This window comes from Enterobacter sp. AG326 (genome assembly GCF_004362415.1).
GTDB lineage: Bacteria > Pseudomonadota > Gammaproteobacteria > Enterobacterales > Enterobacteriaceae > Enterobacter > Enterobacter asburiae.
The window spans coordinates 198,361-219,143 of the sequence record NZ_SNXG01000001.1 but is presented as its reverse complement, the minus strand read 5'-3'; the positions used below and the strand labels follow the sequence as shown (position 1 = coordinate 219,143).

Genomic DNA, 20,783 nt, shown 5'->3' with positions numbered 1-20,783 from the left:
CGCCGATGTACATCGTCATGACCACAACCCCCTTCTCTCTGCGTCAAAATGCTGTATTATGCAAACTATTGCGACATTTTGCAGGAATTTGCTCCCATGCACAAAACCGCTCGTCAACGCTATGTCCTGGATATCCTCAGCGAGCAAGGCCAGGCCAGCATCACTGAACTGGCCGAAAAGCTGCAGGTTTCAGCGGATACTATCCGTCGGGATCTGGCCGATCTTGAAAACCAGGGCCTTGCGCAGAAGAACCACGGCGGAGCCATCGCGCTCAACCTCTCCGCCATGAACCGTCAGGGCCGCAACACGCTGCTGCCGGAGACCAAACAGCGCCTGGGTAAACAGGTTGCGCAGCAGGTTCCACCGGGCTCCACCCTGTTTCTGGATGCCGGAAGCACGGTGATGGCCGTCGCCACCTTTCTTCAGGGGCCGCTCACCGTCATTACTCCCTCGCTGGATATCGCCCAGCATTTTAGCGACCGGGAAGACGTTGAGCTGATCCTGCTCGGCGGGAAATGGGACCACAAGCAGCGACTGTTTGCCGGCAGCGCCACGCTGTCCTTGCTGTCCCGTTATCGGGCGGATATCGCCATTCTTGGGGCCTGCGCCATTCATGCCGAGCTCGGGTTGAGCGCAGGTAAAGAAGCGGATGCCGAGGTTAAACGCGCGATGCTCGACGCAAGCCAGGCGCACTGGATTGTCGCCGACCACCTGAAAATTAACCGCTGCGAGCCGTATCTGGTTTCCGGGTTATCCAGCATTCAACAACTCTTTTTAGATCGTCCCTGGCCTGAGCTTGGGGACCATAGCGCACTGCAGGTTACGGTGTGCGCGAATTAACGTGGAGAAGGTCATGAGTAAAGTTCAAACAATCAACATTGCGCTGATCGGGTATGGATTTGTCGGTAAAACCTTCCATGCCCCGCTGATCCAGTCGGTGGACGGGATTAAGCTGGCCGTGGTCTCTTCTCGTGATGAAGAGAAAGTTAAACGCGATTTGCCGGACGTACAGGTGGTGGCGACACCGGAGGAGGCTATTCAGCATCCTGATATCGATCTGGTGGTGATTGCCTCCCCCAACGCCACGCACGCCCCGCTGGCGACGCTGGCCCTGAACTCGGGTAAGCACGTGGTCGTGGATAAGCCTTTTACCCTCGACATGCAGGAAGCCCGCGACCTGATTGCGCTGGCGGATGAAAAGCAGCTGCTGCTCTCCGTCTTCCACAACCGCCGCTGGGACAGCGATTTCCTCGGCATTAAGCAGATTATCGAGCAAGGCACGCTCGGCAAGGTTAAACACCTGGAATCGCACATTGACCGCTTCCGCCCGGAAGTGCGCGTGCGCTGGCGCGAGCAGAACGTCCCCGGGAGCGGTCTGTGGTTTGATCTGGGTCCTCACCTGATTGACCAGACGCTACAGCTCTTTGGCCTGCCGGAGTCGGTTCAGGGGAATATCGCGACGCTGCGCGACGGCGCAGAAATTAACGACTGGGCGCACGTGGTCTTAAACTACCCGGAGCATAAGGTCATTCTGCACGCCAGCATGCTGGTTGCTGGCGGTACGGCACGCTTTACCGCGCACGGGGACAAGGGCAGCGTGGTGAAAGCCAGAATCGACCAGCAGGAAGCGCAGCTGCTCGCAGGGGTGATCCCCGGCAGTGAAACCTGGGGCGAAGACGGCGACAGCATGGTGTTCTTTGGGGCCGACGGCGCACCGCAGACGATTCCTACCCCGAAAGGCGATCAGCGCCAGTATTACGTCAACGTACGCGATGCGCTGCTCGGGAAAATCACCAATCCTGTCCACCCTGTTGAAGCACTGGCGGTCATGGCCGTGCTGGAAGCGGCGGTGAAGTCGTCGGAGACGGGGTCAACGCAGGCTCTGGCGTTAACTGCTGAAGAGCGTGCGCTGCTGGGTTAAAAAACAAGCCGGGTGGCGCTACGCTTACCCGGCAAGAGTTAAAGACTACTGACGCTTTTTCGGCATCATGCGCAGAAGAGTATTATCTTTCCAGAAATAGTGATGCATCAGCGCCGCCACCGCGTGCAGGCCAATCACAAAATAGCCCAGGTTCGCCAGCGTCTCGTGCCATTCTTTCAGCACATCAACCAGGTCAAAATTTGACTCCGCCGCATGCGGCATCACCATGCCAAACGCAAACCAGTCGCTGCCCCGGTTATACATCATCACAATGCCAATCAGCGGCAGCGCAATAAACAGCAGATACACCACAAGGTGCCCCAGATGGGACATCCCCGTCACCATCGCTTTTGGCTTTGGCTGAATCGGCGGCGCGCGGAATTTCAGGCGAACCAGCAGACGCGTCACCATCAGCACCAGGATACTGATACCGCACGAGACGTGGATCATATTGATTACTGGACGCGCGGTGCGCGGGAAGAAACCTTTGAACTCCATGGCGCAGTAGGCAACGATGATTAACAGAAACACCAGCCAGTGGATGCCGATTTGCAGGCTTGTATATTTAGTGCGCATGTGATTTCCCGATTAAAAACAGTTACCGCGCCAACATAATCCCCTTTCCTTAAAAATTCATTAACTTTTCTGTATGGTTTTTCAAATACTTCCTCCCGCATGAAGCATCTTCAATTGCCGCCCTGCCCGTGATGGTCTAAGCCTGGATGAGTTCAAACTGTCGCATCGACACGTTTACAGGAGAACACCATGAGTAAAATTGGCATTAACGGCTTTGGACGCATTGGGCGCCTTGTACTGCGTCGCCTTCTTGAAACCCAGGACAGCAATACCGTCGTCGCCATCAACGACCTCACCTCACCGAAAGTGCTGGCCTACCTGCTCAGGCATGATTCCAACTACGGTGGCTTCCCGTGGAGCGTCGATTTCACCGAGGATGCGCTGATTGTTGATGGCAAAACCATTGCGGTGTACGCCGAAAAAGAGGCGAAGCACATTCCATGGAAAGCCGCAGGCGTAGATATCGTCGTGGAGTGCACCGGCTTTTATACCTCTGAAGAGAAATCACGGGCGCACCTGGACGCCGGCGCGAAGAAAGTGCTGATCTCCGCGCCTGCGGGTGAGATGAAAACCATCGTCTACAGCGTGAATGACGACACCATTGACGCCAGTGACACCATTATTTCCGTCGCATCCTGCACCACCAACTGCCTCGCCCCGCTGGCGAAAGCCCTGAACGATGCGTTTGAAATAAAAGTGGGCACCATGACCACCATTCATGCCTATACCGGTACGCAGGCGCTGGTGGATGGCCCGCGCGGGAAAGACCTTCGCGCCTCGCGAGCGGCGGCAGAGAATATTATTCCCCACACCACCGGTGCCGCAAAGGCCATCGGTCTGGTGATCCCGGCGCTCAGCGGCAAGCTCAAGGGTCACGCGCAGCGCGTGCCGGTAAAAACGGGTTCGGTCACCGAGCTAGTGGCGATTCTCGGCAAGAAAGTGACCGTCGAGGAGATCAACGCCGCGCTGAAAAAGGCGACGCAGGGCAATAAATCGTTCGGGTATACCGACGAAGAGATTGTCTCGTCCGATGTGATTGGCTCGCATTACGGTTCGGTGTTTGACGCCACGCAGACGGAAGTGTCAGAAGCGGGAGAGCTGCAGCTGGTGAAAGCGGTAGCGTGGTATGACAACGAGTACGGTTTCGTGACGCAGCTGGTGCGGACGCTGGATAAGTTTGCGGCGCTGTGATTTTCCCCTCACCCTAACCCTCTCCCCAATGGGGCGAGGGAATGGTTCCGTGCTTAGATTATCTTACGCGCCCCCTTCAGGACCGGATCCTGCTGCAGCTGTTTCCACGCGGCAATCACCCCCTCAGGAAAGTCAACGTGCGTGATAAAATCCCGCCCGGCCGGGCCATAGCCGTTAACGTCATCATACAAACGCGGCAGCTCCCCCAAAACCAGTGACAGATAGCGGTCAACGGGCCACAGTCCGCTATTGACCTCGCTAAACTCCACGCCCTCTTTGCCGTTGTGCAGCGCTGGCGTAAACCCAGGATGGCTTATCCACTGCGGTGACGCGGGCTCATCCCGACAAACGCGGGCAAACGTCGCCATCGTACGGCGCTGCATCGTCGGGTCCTGCACCACCAGCACCCGCCCGGTCGCGCGCTGATGCTGTTTCAGCATGTTCCAGCTAAAACGCGCGTTCTCACCGCAGTTGGTAGATTGATCCTCAATCCACAGGCGCGCATCGGGAATCTGCCAGAACTCCCGCGCAATGTCGGCAAGAATGCTCGCTTCAGCCCGCCCTTCGACCTGTAAGGTGTGATAACGCGGATGACTGCCGATAGCTGAATATAAAAACGCGGTTGAATGGCCAATACCGCCGCTAATCAGGAGAGGGATTTTTCTCTGCGCGGCAATACGGCAGGCTGCCTCAATGGTCGGGATCACCGCGTTCCCTGCCAGGATGACCGCATCGACGTCCGGGGGCTGGCGGCTGCCGCTCAGGTCATCCTGCGCCAGCCATTCACCGACAGTATTGATGGCCGCCAGCGTGGCATCCGGCAGGATGGGAAAATGGGGCTGAACCATGGTGAACTCCTCATTTATGTCTCTTCAGGGTAGCGGCTTCTTACCGATAACGCAGAGGCGGACTCTGAAACCAGACGTTGTTTTATCGCCCAAATTGTCATTTTTCTGAAATAACCAGAAACATCCAAAAACAATCGGGTTGCACCTGCATATTATGCTTTTGGTTTTCCATCATACAAAACATCCTGTTGCACATACTCTCTGCAAAAGCACCCAACGCTGCTTATTTCACCGTGATCTGACCAGTTTCATCCCCCATGAGCTTGCCAAATACAACATCCAACCCTAAGTTGCTTAACAATTTTACAACCCTTTTTCATCATCACGGGTTGCACCTGAAGCGCGCCAGGTGACACCTCATACATCATCAACGTGGCGGGGTTTCAGGTCATGACAGAACATGAAAGTACGACGACGGTATTACGAAAAAATAAGAAGGTATTAATCGCCAGCCTTACCGGGAGCGCCATTGAATGGTTTGACTATTTTCTCTACGGCACGGCGGCCGCGCTGGTCTTCAATAAGATCTTTTTCCCGATGGTCGACCCGGTTATCGGGCTCATCCTCTCTTATCTCTCTTTCTCATTAACCTTTTTTATTCGTCCCATTGGCGGGGTACTTTTCGCCCATATCGGCGACCGCATCGGACGTAAAAAAACTCTCGTTCTTACCCTCTCCTTGATGGGAGGTGCAACCGTCATGATCGGTCTGCTGCCCACGTATGAGATGATTGGCCTCTGGGCGCCCGCTCTGCTGATCCTGATGCGTATCATTCAGGGGATGGGCATTGGCGGTGAATGGGGCGGCGCGCTGCTGCTGGCCTACGAATACGCGCCCGAAAAACGTAAAGGCTTCTTCGGCAGTATTCCGCAGGCGGGCGTCACCATCGGCATGCTGATGGCGACCTTTATCGTCTCGCTGATGACCCTGTTCAGCGAGGAGGATTTCCTCTCCTGGGGCTGGCGCATCCCGTTCCTGCTGAGTTCGATTCTGGTGTTGCTCGGCCTGTGGATCCGTAAGGACATCGACGAGACGCCTGATTTCAAGAAGGTAAAACAATCGGGCCAGGTGGCGAAAGCGCCTCTGCGCGATACCCTGAAACACCACTGGCGCGAAGTATTGATTGCCGCCGGTCTGAAGGTGGTAGAAACCGCACCGTTCTACATCTTCTCGACGTTTGTCGTGAGCTATGCCACCACGACGCTGACGTATCAAAAGTCTCAGGCGCTGGAAGCCGTGACGCTGGGAGCCCTGGTGGCCACGGTTATGATCCCGTTAATGGGGCTACTCTCGGATAAAATTGGCCGTCAACGCATGTATGCCGCGAGCGTCATCATCCTGGGTTTGTTTATCGTGCCGTGGTTTATGCTGCTCAATACCGGTACAACCTGGGGCATTGTGCTCGCGACGGTCATCGCCTTTGGCGTGCTGTGGGCACCGGTAACGGCGGTACTCGGCACGCTGTGCTCTGAAATTTTTAGTGCAAACGTACGCTACACAGGCATTACGCTCGGTTATCAGCTGGGTGCCGCGCTGGCAGGCGGTACCGCGCCGCTGATTGCCACCGGACTGCTGGCAAAATATGACGGCGACTGGGTTCCGGTGGCCTGGTATCTTGCCGTCACGGTAGCCATTTCCCTAATCGCGATTTTCTTCGCCAGCCGCGTCAAGCGAGCATCCCTTCTGCAGGCGCAGCCCGAACATCTCTGATCGTTGTCGGCCCGACTTTCGGGCCGCTCTTTTTCCTTAAACTTCCCTTCTACATTTGATTAACATGCGTAAATCATATTCACTTGAATTATCATTTGCGGCAGACGTAGAATCGCTAGCCCGCTAATTATTCAATTATTTCTAAGGTAAACGACGTTATGCGCCTGCCCGAACGCGACCCTTATGCTCCTCGCGAGTGGCAGCCACATGAGAAACCCGCCCTGCTGGGTTCGCCTTCCACACCCGAGCACACTACGCCAAAACGAATTGCCTACGGCGTCGTTGGCCTGCTGGTGTGCCTGACGGGGGCGCTGGGAAATGCGGTGGTGACCGCCAACCTGCAAAATCTGCAGGGGACCTTCGGGGCCTGGTCGACCGAAATCGCCTGGCTGCCCGCGGTCTACGTCATGACCAACATCTCTATCAACCTGCTGCTGGTCAAGTTCCGCCAGCAGTACGGTCTGCGCGCCTTCACGGAAGGTTTTCTGGTGCTGTACGTGCTGGTGACCTTTTTCCACCTGTTCGTTAACGATCTCAGCTCGGCGCTGATGGTGCGCGCCGCGCACGGGATGGTGGCCGCCGCGCTCAGCTCGCTGGGGATTTACTATCAGATCCAGGCCTGGCCTGCGAAGCACCGCCTGAAGGCGCTCACCATCGGGATTACCGGGTCCTCGCTCGCTATCCCTCTGGCCCGCCTGTTTTCGACCGAACTGCTGCAGCTGGACGAGTGGCGCGGGCTCTATTTCTTCGAGCTCGGGCTGGCGCTGATCTCTCTGGCCTGCGTGATAGCCTTAAAGCTGCCGCCGGGCGATCGGCGCAAGGTCTTTGAGAAGAAAGACTTCATCACCTTCTTTTTAATGGCCCCCGGAATGGCCCTGCTCTGCGCCGTGCTCTCGTTGGGCCGCCTTGACTGGTGGTTCGAGGCGCCGTGGATCGGCTGGTCGCTGGCGCTATCGCTGGTGCTGATTGTAGCTGCCATCGTCTTTGAACATAACCGCGCCAACCCGCTGCTGAACACCCGCTGGCTGTCGAGCGGCAGCATCGTCCGTCTGGGGCTGATCATGCTGCTGATCCGTATCGTGCTGGCGGAGCAAAACACCGGCGTCATCGGCTGGCTGCAGTACGTGGGGTTACAGAATGAGCAGATGACCCACCTGGCGTGGTCCATTTTCGCCGGGATCGTCTGCGGGATTGTCACCAGCTGCCTCACGATTAAGCCGACCAAACTGGCGTGGCCAATCATCACCTCTCTGGCGCTGATGATTGTTGCCTCGCTGCTGGACAGCCAGTCCAACAACCTGACCCGGCCGGATCAGCTGATGCTAAGCCAGTTTCTGCTGGGTTTCGGCAGCGCCTTCTTCCTGGCACCCGCCATGCTGGCCGCCATTGGCGGGGTGATTGCAGATCCGCGTAACCTGGTCAGCTTCTCGGTGATGTTCGGCATGAGTCAGAACCTCGGCGGCCTGCTGGGCTCCGCGATCCTCGGAACCTTCCAGACCTGGCGCGAGAAGTACCACTCCAGCCTGCTGGCGGACCAGCTCACCACGCTCAATCCGCTGGTCAACGAGCGTATCCAGATTTATACCCAGATGTACCGAAGCCTGATTGGCGACAGTTCGCTGCTGGGAACGCAGGCGATAACGCAGCTGCAAACGGTCACCACGCTGGAGGCGAATATTCTGGCCTACAACGATACTTATCTGCTGACGGCGAGCATCGCTGCCGCCACGCTGGTCTGGATTTTATGGCGCTTGCTGCGCCTGCGCATCACTGCCCGTATGGCGCTTAAGAACGCCACCGGCAATAAATAATTGAAATATTTCTGGAGAGTTTATGAGTCAGCAGGATGCCGCTAAAGAGCAGGCCAACACCCGCAAAAATGTGCGCATTGTTTCCGTTTTCACCGCCGCCGCCATCGGTATTGTCGGCGTGCTGGTGATCCTTTATGCGTGGCAGCTGCCGCCGTTCACCCGCCACGCGCAGTTTACCGACAACGCCTACGTGCGCGGTCAGACGACGTTCATCAGCCCCCAGGTGAATGGCTATATCACCGAGGTGAAGGTTCAGGACTTTGTACAGGTTAAAAAAGGCGACCTGCTGCTGCAGATTGATGACCGTATCTATCGTCAGCGCGTGCATCAGGCCGAGGCGCAGCTGGCGATGAAAATTGCCGCGCTCAATAACAACCTGCAGCAGCGTAAAAGCGCCGAAGCGACGATCGCCAAAAACGACGCGGCGCTGAAAAATGCCCGCGCCCAGAGCCTGAAAACCCAGGCGGATTTAAAGCGGGTGAAGGATTTGACGGCTGACGGATCGCTTTCCATTCGCGAGCGCGACGCGGCGCTGGCCAGCGCGGCCCAGGGCAGCGCCGATATCGAGCAGGCCAAAGCCTCGCTTGAGATGTCGCGTCAGGATCTGCAGACGGTAATTGTGAACCGCGGCGCGCTGGAGGCGGATGTCGAAAATGCGAAAGCGGCGCTGGAGCTGGCGCAAATTGACCTGCAAAACACCCGAATTACCGCCCCGCGCGACGGCCAGCTCGGCCAGATTGCCGTGCGTCTCGGGGCGTATGTAACCGCAGGGACCCATCTCACCACCCTCGTCCCGCCTCAGCACTGGGTCATTGCCAATATTAAAGAGACCCAGCTCGCGGAGCTGCGCGTTGGTCAGCCTGTCAAATTCACCGTCGATGCGCTAAACAACAAAGCGTATCAGGGCCGCGTGGAGAGCATTTCGCCGGCAACCGGGGTTGAATTCAGCGCCATCACGCCGGACAACGCCACCGGCAATTTTGTCAAAATCGCCCAGCGTATTCCGGTGCGCATCGAGGTCCTCGGCAAGCCTGAGGAGTCCGCCCTGCTGCGTCCAGGCATGTCGGTGCAGGTGACCATTGATACGCGGGAGGGCAAACAATGACCCTTCGTCCGATAGCCGGTCTGGTGCTGGCGGTAATGCTCGCCGGATGCCAGTCCGTCGACGTAAAACCGGCGCAGCCGACGCTGCACATCCCCACCCAGTGGCGTGCTGACGCCGGTCCTGCCAGCCTGGCAGAGCAGCTCTGGTGGCGCAATTTTCACGACAACAACCTCAACCGCTACGTGGATCGGGCGCTAAAGAACAACAGCGACGTGCTGATCGCCCGCGAACGGATTAACGAGTATCAGGCGCGGGTATTTGCGGCCGACGGCAGCCTGTTTCCGTCGCTTGACGCGGGCGTAACGGGGACGCGCGCCCGTTCGCAATCTGCCGCGACCGGGCTGCCGGTCTACGGCACGCTGTACAGAGGTAGCCTGACGGCGAGCTACGACGTGGATATCTGGGGCGTCAACCGCAGCACGGCCAATGCCGCCGAAGCCTCGCTGGAGGCGCAAAAAGCCGCCGCCGCCGCCGCGGATTTGACCGTCGCGTCTTCCGTTGCGTCCGGGTATGTCACCCTGCTCTCGCTTGACGAACAGCTGCGCGTGACCGAATCCACGCTGAAATCACGCGAAGAGGCATTTAAGCTCGCGAAACGTCAGTTTGAGACGGGCTACAGCTCGCGTCTGGAGCTAATGCAGTCTGATTCCGAACTCCGCTCAACGCGAGCGCAGGTTCCCGTGCTGCAGCATCAGATTGCACAGCAGGAGAACGCCCTGAGCCTGCTGCTGGGAAGCAATCCCGGCGCGGTAGCGCGCAGCGAAAGCTTTGAGGCGCTGACGCCGCTGACGCTGCCGTCACAGCTGCCTTCTACGCTCCTGAACCGTCGGCCGGATATCGTTCAGGCCGAACGACAGCTGGTTGCGGCAGACGCCTCGCTTGCCGCGTCGCGCGCCAGCCTGCTGCCGTCGATCAACCTGACTGCGACAGGATCGATACAGGATCGCACCCTGTCCGGCCTGCTGGACAACCCGCTTCAGCTCTGGAGCGTCGGGGGCAGTATTCTCGCCCCGCTGCTGAACCGCCAGGCGCTGAATGCGCAGGTGGATATTTCCCAGTCCCAGCGTAACCAGGCGCTGTACGCCTATGAAAAAACCGTGCGTAACGCGTTTGCCGAAGTGAACAACAGCCTTGATGCTATTACGCGCTATCAGGAACAGCTGACGGAGCTGCTTGCCCAGCAGGAGGTGGCGCAGGAGACGCTGCGCATTGCGCAGAATCGTAATCGCAACGGCTACTCCTCCTATCTGGACGTGCTGGACGCGCAGCGCACGCTGTACTCGGTGCAGACCAGCGTGGTGCAGGTAAAAAATAATCTGCTGCTGGCGCAGATCGATTTGTACAGGGCGCTGGGCGGCGGCTGGAAGAACGCATGAACCGCCTTGCGCGCTGATGCCCTCACCCCGCCCCTCTCCCACAGGGAGAGGGAGAAAAATCCAAGGAGTCAATCTATGCAACAACAATGGTCTGCAGTAGATAATTACATGATTTCTTCGCTTATCCCTGACGATGACGTGCTGAGTCAGGTACTGGAAAACAACAAGCGCGCCGGGCTACCCGAACACGATGTTGCGGCCAATCAGGGGCAGCTGCTGGCGCTGTTCGTGCGCATGACCCAGGCAAGACGCATTCTTGAGATCGGTACGCTGGGCGCCTATAGCTCAATCTGGATGGCGCGCGCCCTGCCGCCGGACGGAAAGCTGGTTACGCTTGAGGCTGACCAGACGCATGCCGATGTTGCCCGCCAGAATATTCGCCTCGCGGGGCTGAACGATCGCATTGAACTGATTGAAGGCCCGGCGCTGAGCTCGCTGGAGAATTTCGGTGACGTTCCGCCGTTCGACCTGATCTTTATCGATGCCGATAAGCCAAACAATCCCGGCTATCTGGAGTGGGCGCTTCACTACTCCCGCCCGGGTACGGTGATTATCGGCGATAACGTGGTGCGCGATGGCGAAGTGATTAACGGGCAAAGCGACGACGCGCGCGTGCTGGGCGTGCGCCGTTTTATCGAGATGATTGGGGATAACCCGCGCTTAACCGCCACCGCGCTGCAAACGGTGGGGGTTAAGGGATGGGATGGGTTTACGCTGGCAATGGTGAACGGGTGAAAATTGTGCGGCCTGATGCCCTCACCCCAACCCTCTCCCACAGGGAGAGGGAGAAAACCGGGCAAGGGTTTTAACCGGAAATCTGCTCCATTGCCTGCAGAATACGCTTATCCGAAATCGGATACGGCGTACCGAGCTGCTGGGCAAAGAAGCTGACGCGCAGCTCCTCAATCATCCAGCGGATCGCCTGCACGTCTTCATCGTCGCGGCGCGCCGGCGGCAGCTTGTTAAGCCACTGCTGCCACGCCTGCTGCACGCTTTCCACTTTCAGCATCTGCGCGCGATCGCGGTGCGGGTCGATAGCCATCTTCTCCAGACGTTTTTCGATCGCCTGCAGGTAGCGCAGCGTATCGCCCAGACGCTTAAAGCCGTTGCCGGTGACAAAGCCGCGATAGACCAGCCCCGCCATCTGCGCCTTCACGTCCGAGAGCCCCAGCGCCATGGTCATATCCACGCGCCCCTTCAGGCGCTTGTTGATATTGAACACGGCGGTAAGGATCTGCTCGACCTGTTTGGCTATCTCCACCACGGTGTCGTTCAGCTCCGCGCGCACCTTTTCATGAAGCTGAGCAAAGCCCTCTTCCGTCCAGACCGGACCGCCCGCCTCGTGGATCAGCTTGTCCACGCCGCAGGAGATGCAGTCGTCAATCAGATCCAGCACCTTGCCGTACGGGTTAAAGTACAGCCCCAGCTTGGCTTTGTTCGGCAGCTTCTCGTGCAGATACTTAATCGGCGACGGGATGTTGAGCAGCAGCAGACGACGCAGCCCGCGCCACATCATCTGCTGCTGTTCCTGCGGATTATCAAACAGTTTGATCGCCACGCTGTCGCGCTCGTCCACCAGCGCAGGCCAGGCTTTGACCTTATAGTTACCGCGCTTCTGTTCGTAGCTTTCCGGAAGCTGACCAAAGCTCCAGATATGCAGCCCGTTCTGCTCGATACCGTCGTCCGCCACCGCAGAAAGCGTCTCCTGAACTTTCCCCTTCAGCGCCTCTTTCAGCTCGCTCAGCGAACGTCCTTCCAGCAGCTTTTTGTTTTTATCATCCACCACGCGGAAGCTGATTTTCAGGTGATCGGGCACCTGATCCCAGTTCCAGTCCTCGCGTTCGATGGTGGTGCCAGTCATGCGGCGGAATTCACGCTCCAGCGCGTCCAGCAGCGGCTGCTCCAGCGGCGTGACGCGGCCTAAAAAAGCTTCCGCATAGTTTGGCGCAGGCACAAAGTTGCGGCGCACCGGTTTCGGCAGGGATTTGATCAGCGCAATCACCAGCTCGCGGCGCAGGCCGGGGATTTGCCACTCAAACCCGCCCTCATCGACCTGGTTTAACAGCGGCAGCGGAATATGAACGGTCACGCCATCCGCGTCCGTGCCCGGTTCAAACTGATAGGTCAGACGCAGCTTGAGGTTGCCCTGATGCCAGAAGTTCGGGTAGTCGAGCTTGCTGACCGACTCCGCCCCCTCTTTAATCAGCATGCTCTTTTCGAAGTTGAGCAGGTCCGGCGTCTCTTTGCTGGCTTTCTTCCACCAGCTGTCAAAATGGCGAGCGGAAATCACCTCGTGGCTGATGCGCTGGTCGTAAAACTCAAACAGCGCCTCATCGTCCACCAGAATGTCGCGGCGGCGGGACTTGTGCTCAAGCTCCTCCACTTCGGCGCGCAGCTTCAGGTTTTCGCGGAAGAAGGCGTGACGCGTCTGCCAGTCACCCTCCACCAGCGCGTGGCGGATAAACAGTTCGCGGCTGAGCGCCGGGTCAATCTGGCTGTAGTTGACCTTACGCGCGGCGACCACCGGCAGGCCGTAAACGGTCACTTTCTCGGTCGCCATTACCGCGCCCTGCGCGCGCTCCCAGTGCGGTTCGCTGTACGAGCGTTTCAGCAGGTGCTGAGCCACCGGCTCCACCCATTCCGGATCGATACGCGCGGCAATGCGTCCCCACAGGCGGCTGGTTTCCACCAGCTCCGCGACCATGGTCCATTTCGGCGGCTTCTTGAACAGGCCGGAACCCGGGAAGATGGAGAAACGGGCGTTGCGCGCGCCGGTATACTCCTGCTTTTCGGCATCCTTCATCCCAATGTGGGACAGCAGGCCGGTCAGCAACGCGATATGAATCTCGCGGTACTCCGCCGGCTCGCTGTTGACCGGAATGCCAAGCTCTTTCACCACCTGGCGCAACTGGGTGTAGATATCCTGCCACTCGCGCACGCGCAGGTAGTTGAGGAAATCCACGCGGCACTGGCGGCGGAACTGGTTCGAGGAGAGCGCTTTCTGCTGCTCGCCGAGATAGTTCCACAGGTTTACGAAGGCGAGGAAGTCGGACTCTTTGTCGTGGAAGCGACGGTGCTTTTCGTCAGACGCCTGCTGTTTGTCCATCGGACGCTCGCGCGGGTCCTGAATGGAGAGCGCCGAGGTAATGATCATCGCCTCGCGCACGCAGCCGTGCTTTTGCGCTTCCAGCACCATACGGGCCAGGCGCGGATCCACCGGCAGCTGGCTGAGTTGACGGCCCAGCGGCGTCAGCTTGTAGACCGTCGCCTGCTCGTCGGTGGTAATGGCGCCGAGCTCTTCCAGCAAACGTACGCCGTCCTGAATGTTGCGTTTGTCCGGCGCTTCGACGAACGGGAACGCCGCGATGTCGCCCAGCCCCAGCGCGGTCATCTGCAGGATAACGGACGCCAGGTTGGTACGCAGAATTTCCGGATCGGTAAATTCCGGACGCGACAGGAAATCATCTTCGGAATAGAGACGAATACAGATCCCTTCCGACACTCGCCCGCAGCGGCCTTTACGCTGGTTGGCGGAAGCCTGAGAGACCGGCTCAATCGGCAGCCGCTGAACCTTCGTGCGGTAGCTGTAGCGGCTGATGCGCGCCGTGCCCGGGTCGATAACGTATTTAATCCCCGGCACGGTCAGCGAGGTTTCCGCCACGTTGGTCGCCAGAACGATACGTCGCCCGCCGTGCGGCTGGAATACGCGGTTCTGCTCGCTGTTTGACAGGCGCGCGTAAAGCGGCAGGATCTCCGTGTGGCGCAGGTCGCGCTTGCTGAGCGCATCGGCGGTGTCGCGGATTTCGCGCTCGCCGCTCATGAAGATCAGGATGTCGCCCGCGCTTTCGTTGCCCAGCTCGTCAACGGCGTCGAAGATAGCCTGCAGCTGGTCGCGCTCGGTATCATCCGCCTCTTCCACAATCGGGCGATAGCGCACTTCAACCGGATACGTGCGTCCTGACACCTCGATAATCGGCGCATTGTTGAAATGCTTTGAGAAGCGCTCAGGGTCGATGGTCGCGGAGGTGATGATGATTTTCAGATCCGGACGACGCGGCAGCAGCTCTTTCAGGTAGCCGAGCAGGAAGTCGATGTTCAGGCTGCGCTCGTGCGCTTCGTCAATGATGATGGTGTCGTACTGCATCAGCAGGCGATCCTGCTGGATTTCCGCCAGCAGAATACCGTCGGTCATCAGCTTGACCATGGTGTTATCGCTAACGTGGTCGCTGAATCGCACCTTGTAACCGATGCAGCCACCCGGCTCCGTCTGCAGCTCTTCGGCAATACGGTTCGCCACGGTGCGCGCCGCCAGTCGACGCGGCTGCGTATGGCCAATCAGCCCTTTTAGACCGCGTCCCAGCTCCATACAGATTTTCGGCAGCTGGGTGGTTTTCCCCGAGCCGGTTTCCCCCGCAACAATCACCACCTGGTGGTCGCGAACGGCCTCAAGGATGTCCTGTTTTTTCTGGCTGACGGGGAGATTTTCCGGGTAGGTAATCGCCGGACGTGCGGCTTCGCGCAGCACAACTTTCCCTGCCGCCTGTTCAATCTCTTTCGCCATCTCCTGGTAAATGGCCTGTTGTGCATCAGGATTTTTAACCTTCTTCACGCCGTGCAGACGGCGGGCAAAGCGCTGTTTATCGCGCAGCATCAGAGAATCAAGCTGTTGCAGGAGCATCGGGAAGGTTAATTTTTGTTGTTCTGTCATAGCGTTAAAGGGCAGTACACGCCCTGATAAACTCTCTTTTTAATGATTGCTATAGAGTACCACATTGACGTCTTTCGCGCCTTATTCAAAAAATTCGAACATAGGCTTCGATATATTGCGCTATCTCTGTGGCAGGATTGTGAATAGAGTGTCAACAAGCAACGGGGCAACCCCCTTCAATCAAATGCAACAACAGGAATCACCCATGAGCAAAGTATTAGTTTTGAAATCCAGTATTCTGGCAGGGTACTCTCAGTCTGGTCAGCTGTCTGATTACTTCGTTGAACAGTGGCGTGAACAGCATTCCGCTGACGAAATCATCGTGCGTGACCTGGCTGCAAACCCAATTCCTGTGCTGGACGGCGAGCTGGTTGGCGCGCTGCGCCCAAGCGATGCACCGCTGTCTCCACGTCAGCAGGAAGCGCTGGCCCTGTCCGACGAGCTGATTGCTGAGCTGCAGGCGCACGACGTTATCGTCATCAACGCCCCAATGTACAACTTCAACATTCCTACCCAGCTGAAGAACTACTTCGACCTGGTGGCGCGCGCTGGCGTAACCTTCCGTTACACCGAGAACGGCCCTGAAGGTCTGGTGAAAGGTAAACGTGCGATCGTACTGACCAGCCGTGGCGGCATCCATAAAGACACCCCAACCGACCTGGTTGCGCCGTACCTGAGCCTGTTCCTGGGCTTCATCGGTATCACTGACGTGAACTTCGTGTTCGCTGAAGGTATCGCTTACGGTCCGGAAGTGGCGACCAAAGCGCAGACCGATGCGAAAGCCGCCATCGACAGCCTGGTAGCAGCCTAAGATTTTGCCCTCTCACCGCCTGGTGGGAGGGTTTTTCTTTTCTCCCGCATTTCGTTATCATCCGCTCCCACTCTCCAGCCGGGCGGCCTGATGTCTGCGATTATTGATTCTTTTATTGCCCCACCGTGTCACGACGACATTCAGATCCTCTGGCAGGATGAACATCTGCTGCTGATCGATAAGCCTTCCGGTCTGCTCAGCCTCTCGGGCAAAAATCCGCAAAACCTTGATTCCGTCCATTATCGTCTGGTCCAGACGTTCCCCGGCTGCACGCTGGTACACCGTCTGGATTTTGGCACGTCCGGGCTGATGGTGGTTGCACTCAATAAGGCCATCAATGCGGCGCTGTGCCAGCAGTTTAGCCAGCGCAGCGTGGAGAAAGCCTACAGCGCCCTGCTTTGCGGCCATGTGGAAAACGACGAGGGAGTCATAGACGCGCCGATTGCCAAAGACCCGGCGCTGTTTCCGCTGATGTCGATCTGCGCCCTCAACGGAAAACCCGCCCGCTCCCGCTATCGGGTGGTGGAACGGTTTTATCAGAGTACAGGACTGCCGTTAACGCGGGTGAAACTGATACCGGAGACCGGGCGAACCCATCAGCTGCGTATTCACTGCCAGCAGCTGGGGCACCCGATTCTGGGCTGCGATCTGTATGGCGGTCTTGAAGCGCCGGGGGCTGAGGAAACGCCCCGGCTGATGCTGCATGCCAGCGAGTTGAATTTTATTCATCCCGTGAGCGGAGAGCCGGTTAACGCCCGTCACGCCGCCCCGTTCTGAATGCGTTTTACCACATCAAATCGTCAGGGATTTTGAAGTCCGCGTACGGATCGTCTTCGTCCTGTTCTTCCTTGCTGAGCGCGCTGTTTAACACGATGCTGTCGGCATCGCGCTGGGCAATTTTATCGGCCACCACCGCCGGAATAATCGCGTATTCACAGTCGCCGCTGGCGTTGATGACCAGACGGGCAATCGCCAGACGGCCGTTGATCAGCTGAGCCTGGGTTTGCTTGTCGACCTCGATTTTTTTGATCAGATTGCCGTCGGTGAAGTTAAAGGTGATGTTGCCTCTCGCCACGGTGATGCGGTTCATCTCAATCAGCTGCTTCACCTGCGCTTTAAACTCTTTCGCCAGCACGGCCTGCTTCTGCTGCTCGCTCAGCTGCTTGTCGCGCTCGATCTGCGCTTTCTTGTTCTCTTCTACCGCTTCCCGAGCCTCGCGCGCCTGAACGCGTGATTTCTTCGCCGTGCGCTGCACTTTCGCCGCTTTTTTGCTGCTGACTAAGCCCGCTTTCAGCATCTGCTCTTGTAAGGTGAGTTTTGTCATGATTGTTTCTAAACCGGTTGGAAATTTTGGGGATTATAGCGGGAATTGAACGGAAATAAAAAATCTCTCTCCCCCGCAGCCGGTTAACGACGAGGGCAAGTGCATATCACAGACATATTACGAGCTTCGCCCGGCGGCGCTGTGCTTGCAAGGGCCTACAAACGACGCTGAACCGTAGGCCGGGTAAGCGCAGCGCCACCCGGCATGAAGGCAGCGACACCTCGAGCATTACACTTCATGAACTTCGCTCATGTTGCATTGAAATTAAGTCACTTCCCCTGCGCCACGGGCTCAGGCATAAATTATGCATCGGTAACTTCTTGGCAACATGAACTTAGGATGCATAACCACAATGAGCAAAGCTTTCACATATACCCTTAAGCGCAGTTGCTTCGATGAGAATTACAACCCGTCAGAAAATACGCGTACGACCACCAACTTTGCCAACCTGGCGCGCGGGGAAAAACGACAGGAAAACCTGCGCAATACGCTGGTGATGATCAACAACCGCTTTAACGCCCTGGCGCGCTGGGATAACCCAAACGCCGATCGCTACGCGGTTGAGCTGGAAATCATCTCTGTCGATTTGAACATTGGCGCGGAAAAACCATTCCCGGCCATTGAGATATTGCAAACCACGATTGTCGACAAAAAAAATAACAAGCGTATCCCTGGCATCGTCGGAAATAACTTCTCTTCTTACGTGCGGGACTATGATTTCAGCGTGCGCCTGCTGGAACACAACAAGAACCAGCAGCACTTCAGCATTCCGGAAAAGTTTGGCGAACTGCACGGCAATATTTTCCGCCACTTTGTGAATTCGCCGGAATACAAAGAGAACTTCAGCAAGGGTCCGGTGATCTGCCTGAGCGTCTCCAGCAAAGACACCTACCGCCGCACCGGCAACCAGCACCCGGTACTGGGCACTGAATATCAGCCGGATGGCGAGTCGCTAACGGAACAGTACTTCGCGAAGATGGGCCTGCAGGTTCGCTATTTCATGCCGGAAAACAGCGTGGCGCCTTTCGCGTTCTTCTTTACCGGGGATTTGCTGAGTGATTACACCGATCTGGAGCTGATTGCCACCATCAGCACGATGGAGACGTTCCAGAAAATCTATCGCCCGGAAATTTATAACGCAAACTCGGCGGCGGGACTGTACTACCGACCGGATCTGAACCAGCAGGATCATTCATTAACCAAAATTGTTTATGACCGGGAAGAGCGTAGCCGACTGGCGATTGAACAGGGTCGCTTTACCGAAGCGTACTTTATTAAGCCTTACCAACACATTCTTGAGCAGTGGTCTGATAACTACACGCTTTAATTCATCAAAAAAGGTCTTTTATTATGAAAACATTGCTCCCGACTTCTACGGCTGGCAGCCTGCCTAAGCCGACCTGGCTTGCACAACCTGAAACGCTGTGGTCACCCTGGAAATTACAGGATCAGGAACTGCTGGCAGGTAAACAGGACGCGCTGCGCCTGTCTCTGGATGAGCAGATCCGCGCGGGTATCGATATCGTCAGCGACGGAGAACAGACTCGCCAGCACTTCGTCACCACCTTTATTGAACACCTGAGCGGCGTGGATTTTGAAAATCGCCAGACGGTGCGCATTCGTAACCGCTACGACGCCAGCGTGCCGACCGTGGTTTCAGCCGTTGCGCGTCAGAAGCCGGTATTCGTGGACGATGCGAAGTACCTGCGCCAGCTCACGGACAAGCCGATCAAATGGGCCCTGCCCGGGCCGATGACCATGATCGACACCCTTTACGACGCGCACTATAAAAGCCGCGAAAAGCTGGCCTGGGAATTCGCCAAAATCCTCAATCAGGAGGCGCGTGAGTTAGAGGCCGCAGGCGTGGATATTATCCAGTTTGATGAACCGGCATTTAACGTCTTTTTTGACGAGGTGAACGACTGGGGTATCGCCGCGCTGGGACGCGCCATTGAAGGGCTGAAGTGCGAAACCGCGGTACACATCTGCTACGGCTACGGCATCAAAGCCAATACCGACTGGAAAAAGACGCTCGGCTCAGAGTGGCGCCAGTACGAAGAGGCCTTCCCTAAGCTGCAGACCTCTAATATCGACATTATCTCCCTGGAGTGCCACAACTCCCGCGTGCCGATGGATCTGCTGGAGCTGATCCGCGGTAAAAAGGTGATGGTCGGCGCGATTGATGTGGCAACCAACGCCGTTGAAACGCCCGAGGAAGTCGCCGATACGCTGCGTAAAGCGCTGCGGTTCGTCGATGCCGACAAGCTTTACCCGTCAACCAACTGCGGCATGGCCCCGCTTTCACGCCAGGTGGCTAACGGCAAGCTGAAAGCGCTTAGCGCCGGCGCAGAGATCATCCGCAAGGAGCTCGGCGCGTAATTGCCTTACGTTTGCCAGTAGAGCGGCGTGCCGAAAAACGCCACGTAATAATCAATCACCGCCCTGACGTTCAGGGGCGGATGACGTGCGTTAGGATAGATCGCCGCAATATTGAGTTGCTCCGTGTTGATGGCGCACGTCATTTCCGGCATAAGGGCGATCAGCTCGCCCCGCAGCAGCCTGTCGCCAATCAGCCAGTCCGGAAACAGGACGACCCCCATCCCGCCCAGCGCGGCAATGAGCAGCGACTCCGCATTATTGGACGTCATCAGCGGCGCGACGGGATAATGCACCCAATTCTCCCCTGTGCGACGCACGAGCCAGCGGTTAGGCCCGGACGAACCGCGATAGACCAGACACTTGTGCTGGCTCAGTTCGGTCGGGTCGGCCGGGACGCCGTGTTGACGCAGATACGCGGGCGACGCGGCGAGGTGGTAGCGCTGCTGCCCAAAGACACGGGCGTGGAACGTCGAATCCGTCAGCGTGCCGATGCGGAAAATGAGATCGGCGGCGTCCCGGTGCGGGTCGATAAAGTCATCGGTCAGCGTCAGCTCTATGGTTAACCGTGGATAACGCTCGGCCAGACCTGCCAGTCCGGGTGCAACGTGTCTCTGTCCAAAAAATACCGGCCCGTTTATGCGGACCGTGCCGGAGGGTTCGGTCGAACGTTCATCCAGCTCCCGCCGCGCCTCTTCGAAGTTATCGACCATCGCCCGGGCATAGCGGATAAACAGATGCCCGCTTTCCGTAGGGATCACCGCCCGGGTATTGCGATAGAACAGCTGCTGGCCGAGCGCGTCCTCAAGCTGATGAACAATGCGCGACACCTGCGAGGCGGATATTCCCTCTCGTCGCGCGACGACGGAAAAGTTCTGCGTTTCATAGACGGCAATAAACAGCAGCAGTGAGCGAAGGTTCATGCTTCCGGCATCTGACATTAATGCATTTCCTGCAAAGGTGTTTCCTGCATTATGGCATTTTTCTCACGGGTCTACCGACGTAATCTTCTTCGCCTGAAAACGG

General features: G+C 57.5%; 17 protein-coding genes. 12 read left to right on the top strand and 5 right to left on the bottom strand.

Annotation, left to right across the window (positions count from 1 at the left end; genetic code table 11):
* Positions 1–96: 96 nt before the first annotated feature.
* Together DFO52_RS01085 and DFO52_RS01080 are read left to right on the top strand one after the other, a co-directional pair.
* Positions 97–840 carry a DeoR/GlpR family DNA-binding transcription regulator gene (locus DFO52_RS01085; protein WP_133548883.1) on the top strand — a complete coding sequence of 248 codons (744 nt, stop codon included), beginning with the start codon at positions 97–99 and terminating at the stop codon, positions 838–840.
* Between the two features lie 13 nt (positions 841–853).
* The gene (locus tag DFO52_RS01080; protein ID WP_133548881.1) at positions 854–1,921 is read left to right on the top strand and encodes an oxidoreductase; all 1,068 of its coding nucleotides are present in this window, start codon (positions 854–856) and stop codon (positions 1,919–1,921) included.
* A 45-nt stretch (positions 1,922–1,966) separates the two neighbouring features.
* Here DFO52_RS01080 and cybB read toward each other — a convergent pair whose 3' ends face one another.
* The gene (cybB, locus tag DFO52_RS01075; RefSeq protein WP_029740555.1) at positions 1,967–2,497 is read right to left on the bottom strand and encodes a cytochrome b561; all 531 of its coding nucleotides are present in this window, start codon (positions 2,495–2,497) and stop codon (positions 1,967–1,969) included.
* A 189-nt stretch (positions 2,498–2,686) separates the two neighbouring features.
* On the opposite strand from cybB, the gene gap reads away from it, so the two are divergent.
* On the top strand, positions 2,687–3,688 hold the full coding sequence (gene gap / locus DFO52_RS01070) for a type I glyceraldehyde-3-phosphate dehydrogenase (RefSeq protein ID WP_029740556.1): 1,002 nt from the start codon (positions 2,687–2,689) through the stop codon (positions 3,686–3,688).
* Positions 3,689–3,741: 53 nt separating this feature from the next.
* Here gap and DFO52_RS01065 read toward each other — a convergent pair whose 3' ends face one another.
* Positions 3,742–4,536 carry a YdcF family protein gene (locus tag DFO52_RS01065; protein WP_133548879.1) on the bottom strand — a complete coding sequence of 265 codons (795 nt, stop codon included), beginning with the start codon at positions 4,534–4,536 and terminating at the stop codon, positions 3,742–3,744.
* A 390-nt stretch (positions 4,537–4,926) separates the two neighbouring features.
* On the opposite strand from DFO52_RS01065, the gene DFO52_RS01060 reads away from it, so the two are divergent.
* The 5 genes from DFO52_RS01060 (at position 4,927) to DFO52_RS01040 (ending at position 11,273) form a co-directional block, all read left to right on the top strand.
* Positions 4,927–6,246: an MFS transporter gene (locus tag DFO52_RS01060; protein ID WP_133548877.1), complete on the top strand. Its 1,320-nt coding sequence runs from the start codon at positions 4,927–4,929 to the stop codon at positions 6,244–6,246.
* 158 nt (positions 6,247–6,404) lie between these two features.
* Positions 6,405–8,057 carry an MFS transporter gene (locus DFO52_RS01055; RefSeq protein WP_047647823.1) on the top strand — a complete coding sequence of 551 codons (1,653 nt, stop codon included), beginning with the start codon at positions 6,405–6,407 and terminating at the stop codon, positions 8,055–8,057.
* A gap of 22 nt (positions 8,058–8,079) precedes the next feature.
* Positions 8,080–9,162, top strand: coding sequence for an HlyD family secretion protein (locus DFO52_RS01050; RefSeq protein WP_029740560.1), 1,083 nt, complete (start codon positions 8,080–8,082; stop codon positions 9,160–9,162).
* Positions 9,159–10,538 (top strand): efflux transporter outer membrane subunit, encoded by a 1,380-nt coding sequence (locus tag DFO52_RS01045; RefSeq protein ID WP_133548875.1) that lies wholly within the window; start codon positions 9,159–9,161, stop codon positions 10,536–10,538. Before DFO52_RS01050 ends, DFO52_RS01045 begins: the two co-directional genes overlap by 4 nt.
* Before the next feature lie 75 nt (positions 10,539–10,613).
* A complete protein-coding gene (locus tag DFO52_RS01040) occupies positions 10,614–11,273 on the top strand; it encodes an O-methyltransferase (RefSeq protein ID WP_133548873.1) in 660 nt (219 codons plus the stop codon).
* 70 nt (positions 11,274–11,343) lie between these two features.
* On the opposite strand, the gene hrpA is transcribed toward DFO52_RS01040, so the two are convergent.
* Positions 11,344–15,246 (bottom strand): ATP-dependent RNA helicase HrpA, encoded by a 3,903-nt coding sequence (gene hrpA, locus DFO52_RS01035; RefSeq protein ID WP_133548871.1) that lies wholly within the window; start codon positions 15,244–15,246, stop codon positions 11,344–11,346.
* Between the two features lie 205 nt (positions 15,247–15,451).
* Here hrpA and azoR point away from each other — a divergent pair, with 205 nt between their 5' ends.
* Both azoR and DFO52_RS01025 read left to right on the top strand, forming a co-directional pair.
* On the top strand, positions 15,452–16,057 hold the full coding sequence (azoR, locus tag DFO52_RS01030; RefSeq protein WP_133548869.1) for an FMN-dependent NADH-azoreductase: 606 nt from the start codon (positions 15,452–15,454) through the stop codon (positions 16,055–16,057).
* Between the two features lie 90 nt (positions 16,058–16,147).
* Complete coding sequence (locus tag DFO52_RS01025; RefSeq protein ID WP_133548867.1) at positions 16,148–16,834, top strand: RluA family pseudouridine synthase; 687 nt, start codon at positions 16,148–16,150, stop codon at positions 16,832–16,834.
* A gap of 7 nt (positions 16,835–16,841) precedes the next feature.
* On the opposite strand, the gene DFO52_RS01020 is transcribed toward DFO52_RS01025, so the two are convergent.
* The gene (locus DFO52_RS01020) at positions 16,842–17,381 is read right to left on the bottom strand and encodes a DUF2058 domain-containing protein (protein WP_133548865.1); all 540 of its coding nucleotides are present in this window, start codon (positions 17,379–17,381) and stop codon (positions 16,842–16,844) included.
* A 352-nt stretch (positions 17,382–17,733) separates the two neighbouring features.
* Here DFO52_RS01020 and DFO52_RS01015 point away from each other — a divergent pair, with 352 nt between their 5' ends.
* Positions 17,734–18,708 (top strand): DUF1852 domain-containing protein, encoded by a 975-nt coding sequence (locus DFO52_RS01015; protein ID WP_133548863.1) that lies wholly within the window; start codon positions 17,734–17,736, stop codon positions 18,706–18,708.
* Positions 18,709–18,731: 23 nt separating this feature from the next.
* Positions 18,732–19,760 carry a methionine synthase gene (locus DFO52_RS01010; protein WP_133548861.1) on the top strand — a complete coding sequence of 343 codons (1,029 nt, stop codon included), beginning with the start codon at positions 18,732–18,734 and terminating at the stop codon, positions 19,758–19,760.
* 5 nt (positions 19,761–19,765) lie between these two features.
* Here DFO52_RS01010 and DFO52_RS01005 read toward each other — a convergent pair whose 3' ends face one another.
* Entirely contained in the window at positions 19,766–20,698 is a 933-nt protein-coding gene (locus DFO52_RS01005) for a LysR family transcriptional regulator (protein WP_133548859.1), read from the bottom strand.
* Between the last annotated feature and the right edge of the window lie 85 nt (positions 20,699–20,783).

What these genes read in the sequence shown, in the direction of transcription:
- DFO52_RS01085 (WP_133548883.1), top strand. Translation starts at nt 97, where the DNA reads ATGCACAAAACCGCTCGTCAACGCTATGTCCTGGATATCCTCAGCGAG.
- DFO52_RS01080 (WP_133548881.1), top strand. Translation starts at nt 854, where the DNA reads ATGAGTAAAGTTCAAACAATCAACATTGCGCTGATCGGGTATGGATTT.
- cybB (WP_029740555.1), bottom strand. Translation starts at nt 2,497, where the DNA reads ATGCGCACTAAATATACAAGCCTGCAAATCGGCATCCACTGGCTGGTG.
- gap (WP_029740556.1), top strand. Translation starts at nt 2,687, where the DNA reads ATGAGTAAAATTGGCATTAACGGCTTTGGACGCATTGGGCGCCTTGTA.
- DFO52_RS01065 (WP_133548879.1), bottom strand. Translation starts at nt 4,536, where the DNA reads ATGGTTCAGCCCCATTTTCCCATCCTGCCGGATGCCACGCTGGCGGCC.
- DFO52_RS01060 (WP_133548877.1), top strand. Translation starts at nt 4,927, where the DNA reads ATGACAGAACATGAAAGTACGACGACGGTATTACGAAAAAATAAGAAG.
- DFO52_RS01055 (WP_047647823.1), top strand. Translation starts at nt 6,405, where the DNA reads ATGCGCCTGCCCGAACGCGACCCTTATGCTCCTCGCGAGTGGCAGCCA.
- DFO52_RS01050 (WP_029740560.1), top strand. Translation starts at nt 8,080, where the DNA reads ATGAGTCAGCAGGATGCCGCTAAAGAGCAGGCCAACACCCGCAAAAAT.
- DFO52_RS01045 (WP_133548875.1), top strand. Translation starts at nt 9,159, where the DNA reads ATGACCCTTCGTCCGATAGCCGGTCTGGTGCTGGCGGTAATGCTCGCC.
- DFO52_RS01040 (WP_133548873.1), top strand. Translation starts at nt 10,614, where the DNA reads ATGCAACAACAATGGTCTGCAGTAGATAATTACATGATTTCTTCGCTT.
- hrpA (WP_133548871.1), bottom strand. Translation starts at nt 15,246, where the DNA reads ATGACAGAACAACAAAAATTAACCTTCCCGATGCTCCTGCAACAGCTT.
- azoR (WP_133548869.1), top strand. Translation starts at nt 15,452, where the DNA reads ATGAGCAAAGTATTAGTTTTGAAATCCAGTATTCTGGCAGGGTACTCT.
- DFO52_RS01025 (WP_133548867.1), top strand. Translation starts at nt 16,148, where the DNA reads ATGTCTGCGATTATTGATTCTTTTATTGCCCCACCGTGTCACGACGAC.
- DFO52_RS01020 (WP_133548865.1), bottom strand. Translation starts at nt 17,381, where the DNA reads ATGACAAAACTCACCTTACAAGAGCAGATGCTGAAAGCGGGCTTAGTC.
- DFO52_RS01015 (WP_133548863.1), top strand. Translation starts at nt 17,734, where the DNA reads ATGAGCAAAGCTTTCACATATACCCTTAAGCGCAGTTGCTTCGATGAG.
- DFO52_RS01010 (WP_133548861.1), top strand. Translation starts at nt 18,732, where the DNA reads ATGAAAACATTGCTCCCGACTTCTACGGCTGGCAGCCTGCCTAAGCCG.
- DFO52_RS01005 (WP_133548859.1), bottom strand. Translation starts at nt 20,698, where the DNA reads ATGTCAGATGCCGGAAGCATGAACCTTCGCTCACTGCTGCTGTTTATT.